Source organism: Mycoplana sp. 10N416 (assembly GCF_056394765.1).
In genome coordinates this window covers 362,735-377,902 of record NZ_JBFTIM010000005.1, presented here as the reverse complement: position 1 = coordinate 377,902, position 15,168 = coordinate 362,735, and the positions used below count along the sequence as shown (strand labels likewise).

Below are 15,168 nucleotides of genomic sequence, written 5' to 3'. Positions count from 1 at the left end.
AACAGGTTGCGACAAATGAGTGAAACACCCAATCAAGAAAGCCGGCTGCGGGTAGCAGTCGACATCGGCGGCACTTTTACTGATGGTGTCGCCACGATGGAGCCCGCCGGGCGGATATGGGTCGCCAAATCGCCCACCACGCCAGCTGATCCGGGGCAAGCGGTTTCGACGGTGCTGGAGGACCTGCTACGTCAGGTGGACACGACGCTCGGGGAGGGGGCGGCCAATCTGCGGGAAGTCGTGCACGGCACAACGCTGATTACCAATACTCTCATCGAACGAAAGGGCGTGAAAACGGCCCTGGTGACCACGAAGGGGATGAAGGACGTCCTCAACATCGGTCGCGAGTGGCGCTACGATATCTATGACCTCGACATCGAGCTGCCCAAGCCGCTGATCGACGACGAGTGCCGGGTCGAGGTGGATGCCCGCATGGACGCGCGCGGCGAGGAACTCGACGCCCTCACGGACGAGGACCTGGACGGGCTCATTCGCGAACTTTCGCAGATCGACACGGATTCCATCGCGGTCTCGCTGCTGCACTCGTATACCAACACGGACCACGAAAAGCGTATCGGCGAAAAGCTGCGGGCTGCGTTGCCGGGCAAGTCGATCTCTCTTTCCTCCGATCTGGCGCGCGAGATCAAGGAATTCGAGCGGACGTCCACCGTTGCGGCAAACGCCTATGTGAAGCCGATCGTCGAGGATTACCTCGAGGAACTCGATTCGCGCATCGCCAGCGTAAAACCTGGCACGCCGCTTCGCGTCATGGTCTCCAGCGGCGGCTTCTGTTCGGCAAAGACGGGCGCGGATTCGCCCATTCTCCTCCTAGAGTCCGGCCCTGCTGCCGGCGTGCTGTCGGCATTGAACACCGCCCAACAGGTGGGCGTCGACAAGGTGCTCGCCTTCGACATGGGCGGCACCACCGCAAAGGCTTGTGTCGCGGTCGATGGGGACGCGCCGGTGACCCATAGCTTCGAATGCGCTCGCGTCGAGCGCTTCAAGCGCGGGTCCGGTCTTCCCATCCTCATTCCGAGCATCGAACTTATAGAGATCGGTGCGGGCGGCGGCTCGATCGCTCATTGCAACCGCCTCGGCTTGCTCAACGTTGGACCGGAATCGTCGGGATCCGTGCCCGGACCGGCCTGCTACGGGCGGGGAGGAACGGATGTCACTGTTACCGATGCTGACCTCCTGCTCGGCTATCTGAACGGTGAAAACTTTCTCGGCGGCTCGATGATGCTGAACAAGGCAGCCGCGCAGGCGGCGGTGACGCGTCTGGCCGATCAACTGGGCGTGTCCCCGCTCGACGCGACCTGGGGCATCTGCAACATGGTGAACGAGAACATGGCGAGCGCCGCGCGGATCCATATCGCCGAAAACGGCCACGATCCACGGGACTTCACCATGATCGCTACCGGCGGTGCCGGTCCTGTCCACGCCGTCGACGTGGCGCGAAAGCTGCGCATTCCCCGTGTGGTCGTGCCGATCGCTGCCGGTGCCGGATCCTGCCTCGGCATGCTTGCCGCGCCGCCGCGTATCGACCGCGCCTGGTCGCGTCCGCAGCTGCTTGCGGACATCGATTGGTCCGACGTCGCCGACAATCTCGAAGCGCTGCGCAAGGACGCATTGGGCGAGCTGGAGGCAGCGGGCGCGACCACCGTCGAATGGACCGTCGGCGCCGAGATGCGCTACGAAGGGCAAGGCGCGGAAATATCCGTGATGGTGCCCTACGAGGACCTGGCCGGCGAACCCGCTCGGACATTGCTGAACGCCTTTGAGGCCCAGTACGAGAAGTTGTACGGTCGATTGGTCCCGAATGCGGCTGCCCAGGTAATGACCTGGCGGCTGGTGGGACGCGCACCAAACAAGGCACATGCCTTCGAATGGGGTGACGACCGGATCAAGGCCGTCCCGTCCGGCCGGCGCGAGATCTTCCTTCCGCTGCTCAAGCAGTTTGCCGAGGTGCCGGTCTACAACCGCTACTCGACCCCGCCGGGCGCGGTCCTGCAAGGGCCGCTCATTCTCGAAGAGCGGGAATCGACCATCGTCGTCGCCGTCGCCGCTGATGTGGCCATCCTGAGCGATCTGACCGTCTCTGTAACAATCAAGGAATTCGATTGACATGAACACGATCGAACGCATCAGGACGCCAGCGCCTGAACAGAAGCCGACAGCAGCATCGAAGTTCGACCCGATTGAACTGGAGATCCTCTGGAAACGTCTCATCAGCATCGTCGATGAAGCATCGGCCGCCTTCGTGCGCACCTGCTTTTCGACCCTGGTTCGCGACGGCAACGATTTCGCGATCGTTCTCACCGACGCCAAGGGCCGGTCGCTGGCGCAGTCGACGATGAGCCTTCCGGGTTTCATCGGCTGCCTGCCGAACACCGTCCGGCATTTCCTCGAGAAATATCCGGCCGATACCATTCGCCAGGGCGATGTTTTCATCACGAACGACCCATGGAAAGGCTCGGGCCACGTACACGATGTGACGACTGTGACGCCCCTGTTCTACAAGGACAAGCTCGTGGGGTTCGCTGCGGTCGTCTCCCACCTGCCCGACATTGGCGGCAAACTGCGCAGCAACAGCAGCCGTGAGATCTACGAGGAAGGCCTCCAGATCCCGATGATGAAGCTGCTGGACGAGGGCAAGCCCAACGACGTCCTCATCGAGATGATTACCGAGAACATCCGCGTTCCGGAGCAGGGAATGGGTGACATCTGGGCGCAGGTTGCCGGCTGCCGCACCATGGGCGAGCGCCTGAAGGGTCTACTCGACGTTGTCGATCTCGACGAACTCGGCGCAGAGGTCCGCCGCCGGTCGGAAATGGCCATGCGGGAGGCCATCCGCAAGATTCCGGATGGCGTCTACCACTCGCAGGTCCAACATGACGGTTTCGAGGAACCCGTCATCATCAAGTGCGCGCTGACCGTCAAAGGCGACGAGATCACGATCGATTATTCCGGGACGAGCCCGCAGCTTCCCTACGCACTAAATGTCGTGCCAATCTACACGTTCGCCTATACGGTCTACGGCATCAAGGCTGTCCTTTGCCCCGACATCCCTAACAACGAAGGCAGTTTTGTTCCGATTTCCACAAGCGCACCGCAAGGATCCCTGCTCAATCCCTCCTATCCTGCTGCTTCCGGTGGCCGCAGCGCGATCGGCCACTTGCTGCCGCACGCGGTCTTCCAGGCCTGGGCGGATGTCATGCCCGAACGCATCTGGGCCGCAGGTTCGCCGAATTCGTCGCTGACGATGTCGGGTGAGTACCGCTCCAAACGCTTTGCCGTCGTCAACTTCCTCAATGCGGGACAGGGCGCCAATGCCAAGCGGGCGGGCTTCTCGGCAACAAGCTTTCCGGCCAACCTCGGCAACACGCCGGTGGAAATGATGGAAAGCCTGGCGCCCATCCGTGTCCTGCGTCGCGAATTGAGAACGGGCAGCGGCGGCGCAGGAAAGAACAACGGCGGCAACGGCCTCAGCTTCGAGTTCGAAGTTCTTCAAGATGCGTCCGACGTGATGACGTCCTTCCTGATGACGCAGTGCAAGTCCCCCACCAACGGCTTGAATGGTGGCGGAAAAGGCGAGCCCGGCCAACTGCTTGTGAACGGTGAACGGGTCGATCCGACCCTACCCCGCGTGCTCAGGGCAGGGGACCGTGTGCTGATGCAAACCGCTGGCGGCGGCGGCTACGGCGCGGCGTAAGGAGGAAACGACGACATGACGAAGAACGCTGACATTTCCCACATCGACCAGAACCAGCGGCGCAGCCGCGCGATCGTTCACAATGGGCTCGTCTACACCGCTGGCCAGGTGCCGGACGATCTTTCGCTGGATATCGACGGACAGGCACGGCAAGTGCTCGACAAGATCGACGCGCTTCTTGCGGAGGCCGGAACGGACAAGTCGCGCGCGCTCACCGCCCAGGTCTGGCTGAGCAGTCGCGATGACCTGGCGGCCTTCAACGCGATTTGGGACAGCTGGGTTGTCCCGGGCCACACGCCGACCCGAATTTGTGGCCGTGTAGACATGAACAATCCGGCTTGCAGGGTGGAGATACAGGTCACGGCGGCTGTCTGAAAAACCCGAAGGTAGATATCTCCAGGCGAATCGAAAAAAATAAGAAAAATACGAAACTAGGGAACGATCAAAAAATTGGGAGCATACGATGCTGAATCGCAGATCATTTCTTGTGAAATCCGCCCAATTGTCGGCACTGGCCGCTGTCGGGCTTCCCTCCGTGGCCTCGGCTCAGGAGAAAACTGTCCCATTCTCACTCGATTTCCGCATCTATGGCGGAAATAGCCCATTCTTTCTCGGGAATGCAGCGGGAATATACCAGAAGCTCGGCTTCTCGGCCAATCTGGAGGGCGCCTCCGGATCGGCAGAATCCATCCGCCGGGTTGCAACCGGAACGCACCAGTTCGGCTATGCCGATATTCAGACGTTGATCGAATTTGCCGTCGCCAATCCGGAGGCGACGCCCAAGCTGATCCTGCCGATCCTGGATCACTCACCCGCCAGCATCATGACGATCGGCGGGGAGTCGATAAAGTCGCTCGCAGACCTCAAGGGCAAGAAGATCGGCGTTGCTGCAAATTCGGCGGCGACGAAGATCATGCCGGTCGTGCTCAAGCTCAACGACATTGCGCCGGACGAGATCGAATTCACGGCCGTCGATGTCCGCATCCGCGACACCATGCTGATGCAGGGGGAGGTCGATGGGGTCGTGGGCTACGACTACACCTCGGTCTTCAATTTCATCGAGAACGGGGTCAAGCGCGAGAACATCAATATCCTGTACTTCGATCAGTTTGGCTTCGACTTCCCGGGCAACGCGTTGATTGCCAGCCAGAAGATGATCGCCGAAGAGCCCGAATTGTGCCGTGCCGTCGCTCTTGGCACGGCCCGGGCATGGGGGGCGACGTACAAGGACACGGAAGCGGCAATCAATGCCACCGTCGCCCGCGAACCTCTGCTCAAACCGGATGTCGAACTGCAGCGCATGAAGTTCATTCTGGAAACGCATGTCCAGACTGAATCGGTCAAGCAGAACGGTCTTGGTTATCTGGATCCCGCGCGTGTTTCGAAGGGACTCGGGCTGATGGCCGAGGGCTTCGGATGGGAGAAAGCCCCAGAACTTGCGGACTTCTACGACGCCTCCTTCCTGCCCAGCGCCGAAGAACTGAAAATCCTTGGCTGACGGCGCGCTTTTATGACTGCGTCGGCCCCGTCCTGGCGGGGCGGCGCTCACTGTTTTTTGAATGATGCAGGTGTTGGTCGTGGGTCGCAGAGGACGGGCTCACGACACCTTATCCCCAGTTGCGGGAGATCAGGCCGCCGGTGTCGTGTGGTGCATGGAGCCGAAGAATGAGCAATTTTGTGAAACTGGAGGGTGTTGACCTCCGGTACGGCGGCAGCAGAGGCGTTCTTGCGCTCAACGGAACGGATATCGAGATCAAACGCGGCGAGTTCGCTGCGGTCGTCGGCCCGTCCGGTTGTGGCAAGTCGTCTTTGATGAAGCTGGTGACCGGGCTCACTCCCCCCACGGCAGGTAAGATCACGGTCGCGGGTCAGGAAGTCACCGGGCCGCTCAAATGCGTTGGCATGGCATTTCAGAATCCGACGCTGCTGCCGTGGCGAAAGCTTCTGGACAACGTGATGCTTCCGCTTGAGATCGTGCAACCGCATCGCCGCCGTCTTCCGCTCCACCGCCAGGAATATGTCGAGAAGGCGAAGGGCCTGCTGAAGATGGTAGGCCTGAACGGATTCGAGGAGCGGCATCCCTGGGAGCTGTCAGGGGGCATGCAACAGAGGGCGAACCTGTGTCGTGCGCTGATCCATGAGCCGGATCTGCTGATGCTCGACGAGCCGTTCGGCGCCTTGGACGCATTCACCCGTGAAGAACTGTGGGGCGTCCTTCAAGACATATGGATGGAGAAGAAGTTCACGACGATCCTGGTCACCCACGACCTTCGCGAAGCCGCCTACCTGGCCGATGTGATCTACGTGATGAGTGCCCGGCCGGGACGGGTGATCGCGACCCATCGAGTGGACCTTCCGAGGCCGAGGACGATCGAAACGACGTTCGAGCCTGCGTTCCTGGAAATCGTTCACTCTATACGAAATCAGATCGCGCAGATCCGCGATGAGATCAAGGCCGCCTGACATGACGACGCCCAAGAATTATGTCCTCCATCTCGCCATGCCCTGGCTGGTGATCGTCGTCCTCCTTCTCGTGTGGGAAGCGGCCGTTTTCCTCTTCGACGTACCGTCGTTCATCATGCCGTCTCCGACGGCGATCGTGCATGCCTTCGCGGAATATCAACCCATCATCCTGCATCACGCCGCGCTGACCATGACAAACACCATGATCGGCTTCGGGCTGGGTGTGGTTGTCGGGCTGCTGCTGGGTATTCTCATCGGTACGGTGCCGTTGGCCTATTCCGGGCTCTATCCGGTGCTGATCGGCTTCAATTCCGTCCCGAAGGTCGCGCTGGTGCCGATCATCGTCCTGTGGCTGGGTATCGGCCAGCCCACGGCCATCGCGACAGCATTCGTCCTGTGCTTCTTCCCGATCGCGGTGAATGTGGCGACCGGTCTTTCGACGGTCGAGCCCGAGGTGGAGGACGTGCTGCGGTCTCTCGGGGCCAGCAAGCTTGATCTCATCAGGAAGATCGGCCTCCCGCGGGCGATGCCTTACTTCTTCGCGTCGCTCAAGATCTCCATCACCCTGGCGTTTGTCGGCACCGTTATTGCCGAGACCATCGCCTCGAACGATGGCATCGGCTACCTGATGATGCAGGCGTCCTCCCAGTTTCGTGTTCCGCTGATGTTTGCGGGCGTTGCCGTCATCGCAGCGCTTGGGATCATAACCTATGTCATCTTCGCGCTGATCGAGCGGAGGATGACCAGGTGGGCTGTTCGCGGGAAGCACTGAGCACGATTTTATAGGCAGCAGTAGAAGTCATGGAACCCGTATCGACGGCGATGGTCTTCGTAGCCATCGCAATCGGGGCCTTTCTGAAGGGGATCACCGGGCTGGGGCTACCTGTCGTGGCTCTCCCGGTGCTCAGCTACTTCCTGGGGCTCCCACATGCAATCAGCGTGCTGATGCTTCCGATCCTGATCACGAACCTTCATCAGTCTGTTCAGACGCGTGATGCATGGCGTGAGGCCGAATTTCTCTGGCCGGGGCTCCTGACGGGCGCTGTCGGCCTGAGTGCCGGCACGTGGATCCTCAATGTCATGGACCCGAACAGGCTCAATCTTGGCCTTGGCCTGATGCTGTTTCTGTACATCGGCCTGCGGCTCTTTAGTCCGCAGTTTGCCTTCGCGGACAAAACCGCGGGTCGGTTCGCGCCTCTTGCCGGCTTCCTCGGTGGTTTTGCACAAGGCTCAACCGGGCTTTGTGCCGCCGTCATCGTGCCCTTCCTGCAATCGACCCGCATGAGCCGAACGGCTATCGTTTTTACGATTTCGACCGTGTTCCTGATCTTTTCGATCTTCCAGTTTGTCACCTTTCTTGTTGCGGGTCTCATCAAGCCCAGCTTTCTGGTGGAAAGTGCCCTTGCCCTGATCCCCGTGGCGATTTTCATGCCGCTTGGCGGCTGGCTGAGCCCCAGACTGCCAAAGAAAATATTCGACCGCATCTTTCTTGTCGTTCTTACAGTCGTTGCGACGGGGCTGATCGAAAAGGCGATCTGGTGATTGTATAGACGGTGCCTACATGTTGATTTGCTTCGCGGCCTGTTCGCGAGCCTCGCATAAGGTCGAGAGTGCACAGGTTGTCCGTGGCCGGTCCTGCCATCGAAGCTGAATGGAGTAGGCATGGAGTTGCGGCAGCTCAGGTATCTGCTAACGGCGGTCGAATGTGGAAGCCTCGGCAAGGCCGCCGCCCAGCTTGGAATGGCGACGTCGGCGCTCAGCCAGCAGATCAGCCGTCTTGAAAGTGAGCTGTCGACGCGCCTGCTGGTTCGCGGGGCATCGGGCGTGACGCCGACCGAGGCCGGCGCCGTGTTCTGCGGGCACGCGACGCTCGCCCTCAGGCATCTGGACGCGGCGGTCGAGTCCGCGCAGGGGGCACGCCTGTCTGGTGTTGTATCACTGGGCCTCGCCCCCACCACCTCCTCGGTTCTTGCGCTGCCTCTCATCGAGGCGATGGCCCGCCGCTATCCTGCCATCCGTCTGCAACTCGTGGAAGGGATGTCCGGGCACCTCGAGAACATGCTGAAGGCACGCCAGATAGATCTGGCGATCCTGTTCAATTCCGAATCAGTCAGCTTCGCAGGAAGTGAAGCCATTCCCCTGCTTGAAGAAAGCCTGTTCCTGATCGGTCGCCCTCCGGAAACGCTGGAGGGCGATCCTTCACCTCAGGAACTAAGCGCGGTGCGGCTTGCGGAGGTCGCATCTTTGCCGCTCATCCTCCCGAGCCGGGGGCATGGCCTGCGGGCCAGCCTGGACCGATCTTTCGCAACGGCGAAGACAAGTCCGAACATCGTGATGGAGATCGATTCCCTTGCCGTCATCATGGACGCAGTCGCCGCCGGGTTGGGCTATACGATCCAACCCGGCGCGGCCTTGACGCGCACCACCATGAAGGGGCTGGCAGTTCGCGCCATTGCGGATTCCAGTGCCTACCGCACCAATCTCCTGGCGAGCCTCCCGGACCACGAGCTATCACCTGCAGCGCTTGCCCTGCGTGCTCAACTGCGAAAAGTGGTGGGCCGTCTCGTTCGCGGGGGCAAGTGGTTCGGTGCAACTCTTCACGAAGAGTGAAGCCTCCTTCATCTGAGCTTGATGGTCGCGGCAGCGGGACTTTCCTAGAGGTGTGACAAGTTACCTCTGGGGGAGTTGCGGTCTTGATCGATGTGTTGGTCATTGGAGGCGGAAACGCGGCCTTGTGCGCGGCTCTCATGGCAAGGGAGGCGGGTGCTTCCGTCCTGATGCTCGAGGCATCGCCGAAGGAGTGGCGAGGGGGCAACTCCCAGCACACCAGGAACCTGAGATGCATGCATGATGCACCGCAGGACGTGCTTGTCGACGCCTATCCCGAGGAAGAATTCTGGCAGGACCTGCTCAAGGTTACGGGCGGCGAGACGAACGAGCACCTCGCGCGTCTTGCAATCCGAGCCTCGTCGACCTGTCGCGACTGGATGCGCAAGCATGGCGTGAGATTTCAGCCGCCGCTCTCGGGAGCGCTGCACGTCGCCCGCACCAACGCGTTCTTCATGGGTGGGGGCAAGGCGCTGGTCAACGCGTATTACCGCAGCGCGGAAGCTCTCGGCGTCAAGGTGCGGTATGACACACCGGTCGCCGAACTCATCCTCGATGGCGACAGGTTTGTCGGGGCAATTACGGAAACCGGCGAAAAGATCACGGCCAAGACAGCAGTTCTCGCCGCGGGAGGGTTCGAATCCAACCGGGAATGGCTGCGCGAGGCCTGGGGACGCAACGACAGAGGCGAGTGGCCGGCCGACAACTTCCTTATCCGTGGCACCCGATTCAACCAAGGGGTGCTTCTGAAGTACATGATGAAAGCCGGGGCCGACATCATCGGCGATCCCTCGCAGGGACATTGCGTCGCGATCGACGCGCGCGCTCCGCTCTATGACGGAGGCATCTGCACGCGCATCGACTGCGTCTCCCTCGGCGTCGTCGTCAATCGGGAAGGCGAACGCTTCTACGATGAAGGCGAGGACTTCTGGCCAAAGCGCTACGCCATCTGGGGTCGCCTTGTTGCACAGCAGCCCGGGCAGATAGGCTATTCGATCATCGACAGGAAAGTAATCGGACGCTTCATGCCGCCAGTCTTTCCAGGCGTCACGGCGGAGAGCCTTCCCGAACTGGCGGAAAAGCTGGCCTTGCCGGTCGGCACATTCATGCAGACGGTCAACGCGTATAACGCGGCGTGTCAGCCCGGAACCTTCGACCATACGATCCTCGATGACTGCAGAACCGATGGTGTGTCTCCGCCCAAGACGCACTGGGCGCAGCGGATCGATAAGCCGCCATTCTACGCCTATGCGCTCCGTCCCGGGATCACGTTCACCTACCTGTCCCTGAAGGTCGACGAAACGGCTGCGGTGCGGTTCGCCGATCGTCCCAGCCCGAACCTCTTCGTCGCCGGTGAAATGATGGCCGGCAACGTGCTCGGCAAGGGCTACACCGCTGGCGTCGGCATGAGCATCGGCACGGCCTTCGGCCGGATCGCCGGAACGCAAGCGGCCGCAGCGGCGCGCGGCGAACAACAGATCAGGAGACAGTAGAAATGGCCGTCATCGACAATCTGATGGACCTTGCCGGCAAGGCCGAACGGGAGCTCGATGCCAACGTCGCCGAGGTCGACCGCATCCTGCACATCTGCAACGCCTGCCGATACTGCGAAAGCTTCTGCGCCGTCTTCTCCGCGATGACGCGAAGGCTCGACTTCAATGTGGCCGACGCGCATTACATGGCCAACCTGTGTCACAATTGCTCCGCATGCCTCTATGCGTGTCAGTATGCGCCTCCGCACGAGTTTGGGGTCAACCTGCCCAAGACGTTGTCGCGCGTGCGCCGCGACACCTATATGGAATACGCGTTTCCCAAGGCCTTCGGAGAATTGTACCGCCAAAATGGTCTTGCCGTCGCAATGGCAGTCAGTCTCGGCGTGGCGTTGTTCCTGATTGCCACGATCTTGAGCCAAGGCGGTCTCTTCATCGACGGCCTGGAGGCCGACTTCTATGCGATCTTCCCCCACAACGTTCTCGCCGTCACGTTTGGCGCAGCCTTCGGCTGGTCGGCCATCGCGCTCGCAGTCGGCGTTAGCCGCTTCTGGCGGCAGGTCTCGGAACCGGGACATTCCGTGCTGGTGCCGGACGCCATCGGAGAGGCCGCAAAGTCCGCTCTGACGCTGAAGTATCTCGGGGGCGGCCACGGTGACGGGTGCAACAACGAGGACGACGCATTCACGCTGTGGCGCCGGCGTTTCCATCACCTTACGTTCTACGGGTTCATGCTCTGCTTCGCGTCCACGTCGGTGGCGACGCTCTATCACTATCTGTGGGGCGTGGAAGCTCCGTATCCAGTCTTCAGCCTGCCGGTGTTGCTCGGCACCGCTGGCGGCATAGGCCTGATCATCGGCCCGGCGGGTCTCTTTTGGCTGAGCATGCGCCGCAATGACATGCAGATAGACGAAAGGCAGAAGACCATGGATCGCGGCTTTATCGCGCTCCTCTTCTTCATCAGCCTCACCGGACTGGCGCTGCTCGCATGGCGCGAAACCACATGGATGCCACTCCTATTGGCGATCCACCTGGGATTCGTGATGGGGCTTTTCCTCACCCTCCCTTATGGCAAGTTCGCCCACGGCATCTTCCGTTCCGCGGCGCTTTTGAAGCATGCAATAGAGAAAAGAAGACCAAACCCGGTTCAGGCCGGAAGCGAATGAACCAAGCGTCCTGAGCGCCGTCGTCTCCGGACATTTGGTCCCGCGGGCGCTCGATCGGTTTTTTCCGGTCGGCGGAAGTAGGTGCCGGCAGCGGGACAGTTTCCACCTTCAGCTGCCGTATGCGGGGTGAGGCAGCAGTAGCCGCTGCCTCTGCCAATTCAGGCAGGATCAGCCGAGAACGGACTTCACCGCGTCGGCTGTCGCCTTCACGACGATATCGGCCTCGTCCCTGGTCAGGCACAGCGGCGGGGCGAAGCCGAGAATATCGCCCTGCGGCATGGCGCGGCCGATGACGCCGCGTTCGACCAACGCGGTTGCGATCTGCGGGCCGATCTTCTTCGACGGGTCGAAGAAGGCGCGGTCGTCCTTGTCCTCGACGAATTCCACCGCGGCCATCAGGCCGTCGCCGCGCACCTCGCCGACATTCTTATGGTCGCCGACGGCCCTGGCGAGCTCCGCGCGGAAATAGGCGCCGGTGGTGCCGGCATTCTCCACGAGGCCGAGCTCGTCGATGAGTTCGAGATTGGCGACACCTGCCGCGGCGCAGATCGGGTGGGAGGAATAGGTCCAGCCGTGGCCGATGGCGCCGAGTTCGTCTGAGCCCTTGACCAGGACGTCCCAGACCCTGTCGGAGACGATCGTGCCGGACAGTGGCGCATAGGCGGAGGTGAGGCCCTTGGCGATGGTGATCAGCGCCGGCTTCATGCCGTAATGGTCCGAGCCGAACATCGTGCCGAGGCGGCCGAAGCCGGTGACCACCTCGTCTGCGACGAGCAGGATGTCGTATTTGTCGAGCACCGCCTGGATCTTCGGCCAGTAGCCCATCGGCGGCGGCACGATGCCGCCGGTGCCGAGGATCGGCTCACCGATGAAGGCAGCGACCGTCTCCGGTCCTTCGGCAAGGATCATCTCCTCCAGCTTGTCGGCGCAATACTGCGAAAACTGCTCCTCATCCATCGAGCGGTCCGGACGGCGGAAGAAATAGGGGGCTTCCGTGTGGAGAATTGGCGCCCGCGGCAGGTCGAAGGCATTGTGGAACAGGTGGAGGCCGGTCAGCGAGCCGGTCATGACGCCAGAGCCGTGATAACCGCGCCAGCGCGAGATGATCTTCTTCTTTTCCGGTCGGCCGAGGATGTTGTTGTAGTACCAGATCAGCTTGATGTTCGTCTCGTTGGCATCGGAACCGGAGAGGCCGAAATAGACACGGGTCATGCCTTGTGGTGCGCGATCGATGATCATCTTGGACAGCGTTATCGAAGCTTCCGTGCCATGGCCGACATAGGCATGGTAGTAGGCGAGGTTCTTCGCCTGCTCGGCGATCGCGTCGGCGATCTTTTGGCGGCCGTAGCCGACATTGACGCAGTAGAGGCCGGCAAAGGCGTCGAGGCTGGTTTTGCCGTTGGTGTCGGTGATGTAGACGCCTTCACCGCCGCCGATGACGCGCGTCGGCGTCTCGCCCCGGGCATGCATGCCCATATGGGTGGAGGGATGGAAGAAGTGGTCGCGGTCCCAGGCGGTGAGTTCGTTGCGTCTGTCGAGCATGGTCTTTCCTTTCAGTTGGGTTCGGCGCCAGGGTCAGGCGGCCGTGTCGATGCAGAGATATTTGAGTTCGGTGAAGGCCTCCGTGCCGTGGCGCGAGCCTTCGCGGCCGAGGCCGGATTGTTTCCAGCCGCCGAAGGGGATCGGGCTGCCGGTGATTTTCACGCGGTTGATCGCCACCATCGCGTATTCCAGAGCCCGGCCAAGGCGCATCTGGCGGGCGCCGTTTTCGGTGACGACATAGGCGGCGAGGCCGTATTCGCTGTTATTGGCGCGCGCGATCACTTCCGCTTCGCTGTCGAAGGCAGTGACGGCGGCGACGGGGCCGAAGGTTTCCTCGCGCATGATCAGCGCGTCGTCGGAAACGTCCGCCAGCAAAGTCGGTTCATAAAACAGCGGACCGGCCGTGTGGCGTTTTCCGCCCGTCAGGAGTTTTGCACCGTGGCTGAGCGCATCTGCCACCTGCTCTTCCACCTTGGCGATGGCACGCTCATGCATCAGCGGACCGATCTCGGTGCCGGCCTCCAGCCCGGGGCCAACCTTCAGCGCTTCGATCCGCGCTTTGAATGCCTTGGTGAAGGCGGCCAGGGCGGGACGCTCGACATAGATGCGGTTGGCGGCGAGGCAATCCTGGCCCGAGGTCGCGAACTTGGCGTTGATGGCGATGTCGGCAGCCTTGTCGATATTGGCATCGGCAAAGATGATCAGCGGCGCATGGCCGCCAAGTTCCATCACGAGCCGCTTCATGGTCGGCGCACATTGGCTGGCGATCAGCTTGCCGATCTCGGTGGAGCCGGTAAAGCTCATGGCCCGCACGCGGGTGTCTGCGTTCAGTCGGCCAACGATCGTCGCCGCATCCCCCGTAACCACATTGAAGACGCCGGCAGGCAGACCTGCCCGTTCGCCGAGTTCGGCAAGCGCGAGCGCGGAAAGCGGGGTCTCGCTGGAGGGATGTGCGACGACGGTGCAGCCGGCGGCAAGGGCGGCCGCTGCCTTTCGGGTGATCATGGCGGAGGGGAAGTTCCATGGCGTTACGATGCCGACGACGCCAAGTGCCTCGCGGCGCACGATCATCTCTGCACCGGCCAAGTGGCTCGTGACGCCTTCGGCGTTGAGGCGTTTTCCTTCCTCGGCATACCACTCGATGAAGGAGGCAGCGTAGTCGATCTCGCCACGGGATTCCGAAAGCGGTTTGCCCTGCTCCAATGTCATCAGCAACGCAAGGTCCTCACGGGCTTCCAGCATAAGTCCATGCCAGTTGCGCAATATGGCGGCGCGCTCCTGCGGCAGCATGTCCCGCCACACGGGGAATGCCTTGGCCGCGGCGGAAACCGCCTCGGATGTCTGCTCGCCATCGAGCGAGGCGACCCAGGCGAGGGGGATGGCCGACGCGGGATCCGTGACCTTGAAGCTGTCGCCGCCGCTGCCGGCAACCCAGCGTCCACCGACATAGCAGAGCTCCCGCAACAGGTGTGGATCACCGAGGCGGGCAAGCGCGTCGTGAAAGGGCGTGCGGGCGAATGCGGCGGTCATGGCGGCCTCCTCTGGATTTGTGGGAGGAGTGTGCCAGAGGCGGGGCGACAGATTGTCTATTGCCGGGCCAAGAGTAGAGACTTTGGCCAATGGTGGAGGCTGAGATAGACAATCTCTCTATTCGGAGGCGGGAAGCAGGGTCGTGAGTGGCAGCACGGTCTCCTCCTTCACCGTCTTGGTGACGATGTAGGTGAAATAGCGGTCGATGCCGAGTTCGCGATCGAGCAGGCTGTCGACGAGGCGCTGATAGGCGTCGATGTTCGCCGCCATGATCTTCAGGATGTAATCAACTCCGCCGCCGACCGACCAGCAGGCGACGATTTCCGGCGTTGCCGCAACAGCTCGCTCGAAGCGTTCGAAATCGGACTGGCGATGATTGGCGAGCGTCACCTCCATCATCACGCTGGCGACTGGCGCGACGCGCCGCACCGCGAGGCGGGCATGGTAGCCGGTGACGATGCCCGCCTTCTCCAGCCTGCGCAGGCGCAGCCAGCAGGGCGTGGGCGAAAGGCCCGCCTTTTCGGCCAGCGCCAGCTTGGTGATCCGCCCGTTTTCCTGGATGGACTCCAGGATGCGCAGGTCGATGGCGTCGAGTTTCATGCAGTTCCCTTCGCGCCAGGAATAAAAGCGTTTTGACACTGGTGCCAAGCGCACCGGC

At 61.7% G+C, this 15,168-nt stretch carries 13 protein-coding genes; 10 read left to right on the top strand and 3 right to left on the bottom strand.

Translation table 11 applies throughout. The features are described from left to right. Window positions 1-15: 15 nt before the first annotated feature. From AC1DDS_RS13170 to tcuB, 10 genes are all read left to right on the top strand, one after another. Window positions 16-2,124: a hydantoinase/oxoprolinase family protein gene (locus AC1DDS_RS13170; protein ID WP_477479303.1), complete on the top strand. Its 2,109-nt coding sequence runs from the start codon at window positions 16-18 to the stop codon at window positions 2,122-2,124. Between the two features lies 1 nt (window position 2,125). Next, window positions 2,126-3,712, top strand: a complete 1,587-nt coding sequence (locus AC1DDS_RS13165) for a hydantoinase B/oxoprolinase family protein (RefSeq protein ID WP_477479302.1) — start codon at window positions 2,126-2,128, stop codon at window positions 3,710-3,712. A 15-nt stretch (window positions 3,713-3,727) separates the two neighbouring features. Next, window positions 3,728-4,087, top strand: coding sequence for a RidA family protein (locus tag AC1DDS_RS13160; RefSeq protein ID WP_477479301.1), 360 nt, complete (start codon window positions 3,728-3,730; stop codon window positions 4,085-4,087). A gap of 88 nt (window positions 4,088-4,175) precedes the next feature. Then, a complete protein-coding gene (locus AC1DDS_RS13155) occupies window positions 4,176-5,210 on the top strand; it encodes an ABC transporter substrate-binding protein (RefSeq protein ID WP_477479300.1) in 1,035 nt (344 codons plus the stop codon). A 167-nt stretch (window positions 5,211-5,377) separates the two neighbouring features. Then, the gene (locus AC1DDS_RS13150; RefSeq protein ID WP_477479299.1) at window positions 5,378-6,175 is read left to right on the top strand and encodes an ABC transporter ATP-binding protein; all 798 of its coding nucleotides are present in this window, start codon (window positions 5,378-5,380) and stop codon (window positions 6,173-6,175) included. Window position 6,176: 1 nt separating this feature from the next. Further along, window positions 6,177-6,947 carry an ABC transporter permease gene (locus AC1DDS_RS13145; protein ID WP_477479298.1) on the top strand — a complete coding sequence of 257 codons (771 nt, stop codon included), beginning with the start codon at window positions 6,177-6,179 and terminating at the stop codon, window positions 6,945-6,947. A 29-nt stretch (window positions 6,948-6,976) separates the two neighbouring features. Next, the gene (locus AC1DDS_RS13140) at window positions 6,977-7,717 is read left to right on the top strand and encodes a sulfite exporter TauE/SafE family protein (protein WP_477479297.1); all 741 of its coding nucleotides are present in this window, start codon (window positions 6,977-6,979) and stop codon (window positions 7,715-7,717) included. A gap of 120 nt (window positions 7,718-7,837) precedes the next feature. Continuing rightward, window positions 7,838-8,785: a LysR family transcriptional regulator gene (locus AC1DDS_RS13135; RefSeq protein WP_477479296.1), complete on the top strand. Its 948-nt coding sequence runs from the start codon at window positions 7,838-7,840 to the stop codon at window positions 8,783-8,785. A 137-nt stretch (window positions 8,786-8,922) separates the two neighbouring features. Further along, on the top strand, window positions 8,923-10,275 hold the full coding sequence (gene tcuA / locus AC1DDS_RS13130; protein WP_477479348.1) for an FAD-dependent tricarballylate dehydrogenase TcuA: 1,353 nt from the start codon (window positions 8,923-8,925) through the stop codon (window positions 10,273-10,275). A gap of 2 nt (window positions 10,276-10,277) precedes the next feature. Continuing rightward, window positions 10,278-11,438 (top strand): tricarballylate utilization 4Fe-4S protein TcuB, encoded by a 1,161-nt coding sequence (gene tcuB / locus AC1DDS_RS13125; RefSeq protein WP_477479295.1) that lies wholly within the window; start codon window positions 10,278-10,280, stop codon window positions 11,436-11,438. A gap of 168 nt (window positions 11,439-11,606) precedes the next feature. On the opposite strand, the gene AC1DDS_RS13120 is transcribed toward tcuB, so the two are convergent. The 3 genes from AC1DDS_RS13120 to AC1DDS_RS13110 all read right to left on the bottom strand — a co-directional run bounded on the left by AC1DDS_RS13120 (window position 11,607) and on the right by AC1DDS_RS13110 (window position 15,110). Further along, entirely contained in the window at window positions 11,607-12,980 is a 1,374-nt protein-coding gene (locus AC1DDS_RS13120; protein ID WP_477479294.1) for an aminotransferase, read from the bottom strand. A gap of 33 nt (window positions 12,981-13,013) precedes the next feature. Continuing rightward, the gene (locus AC1DDS_RS13115; protein WP_477479293.1) at window positions 13,014-14,510 is read right to left on the bottom strand and encodes an NAD-dependent succinate-semialdehyde dehydrogenase; all 1,497 of its coding nucleotides are present in this window, start codon (window positions 14,508-14,510) and stop codon (window positions 13,014-13,016) included. Between the two features lie 117 nt (window positions 14,511-14,627). Then, entirely contained in the window at window positions 14,628-15,110 is a 483-nt protein-coding gene (locus AC1DDS_RS13110; RefSeq protein ID WP_477479292.1) for an Lrp/AsnC family transcriptional regulator, read from the bottom strand. Window positions 15,111-15,168 lie beyond the last annotated feature (58 nt).

Excerpts from the sequence above, each read along its gene's own strand:
- AC1DDS_RS13170 (WP_477479303.1), top strand. The coding sequence starts at position 16 with ATGAGTGAAACACCCAATCAAGAAAGCCGGCTGCGGGTAGCAGTCGAC.
- AC1DDS_RS13165 (WP_477479302.1), top strand. The coding sequence starts at position 2,126 with ATGAACACGATCGAACGCATCAGGACGCCAGCGCCTGAACAGAAGCCG.
- AC1DDS_RS13160 (WP_477479301.1), top strand. The coding sequence starts at position 3,728 with ATGACGAAGAACGCTGACATTTCCCACATCGACCAGAACCAGCGGCGC.
- AC1DDS_RS13155 (WP_477479300.1), top strand. The coding sequence starts at position 4,176 with ATGCTGAATCGCAGATCATTTCTTGTGAAATCCGCCCAATTGTCGGCA.
- AC1DDS_RS13150 (WP_477479299.1), top strand. The coding sequence starts at position 5,378 with ATGAGCAATTTTGTGAAACTGGAGGGTGTTGACCTCCGGTACGGCGGC.
- AC1DDS_RS13145 (WP_477479298.1), top strand. The coding sequence starts at position 6,177 with ATGACGACGCCCAAGAATTATGTCCTCCATCTCGCCATGCCCTGGCTG.
- AC1DDS_RS13140 (WP_477479297.1), top strand. The coding sequence starts at position 6,977 with ATGGAACCCGTATCGACGGCGATGGTCTTCGTAGCCATCGCAATCGGG.
- AC1DDS_RS13135 (WP_477479296.1), top strand. The coding sequence starts at position 7,838 with ATGGAGTTGCGGCAGCTCAGGTATCTGCTAACGGCGGTCGAATGTGGA.
- tcuA (WP_477479348.1), top strand. The coding sequence starts at position 8,923 with ATGGCAAGGGAGGCGGGTGCTTCCGTCCTGATGCTCGAGGCATCGCCG.
- tcuB (WP_477479295.1), top strand. The coding sequence starts at position 10,278 with ATGGCCGTCATCGACAATCTGATGGACCTTGCCGGCAAGGCCGAACGG.
- AC1DDS_RS13120 (WP_477479294.1), bottom strand. The coding sequence starts at position 12,980 with ATGCTCGACAGACGCAACGAACTCACCGCCTGGGACCGCGACCACTTC.
- AC1DDS_RS13115 (WP_477479293.1), bottom strand. The coding sequence starts at position 14,510 with ATGACCGCCGCATTCGCCCGCACGCCCTTTCACGACGCGCTTGCCCGC.
- AC1DDS_RS13110 (WP_477479292.1), bottom strand. The coding sequence starts at position 15,110 with ATGAAACTCGACGCCATCGACCTGCGCATCCTGGAGTCCATCCAGGAA.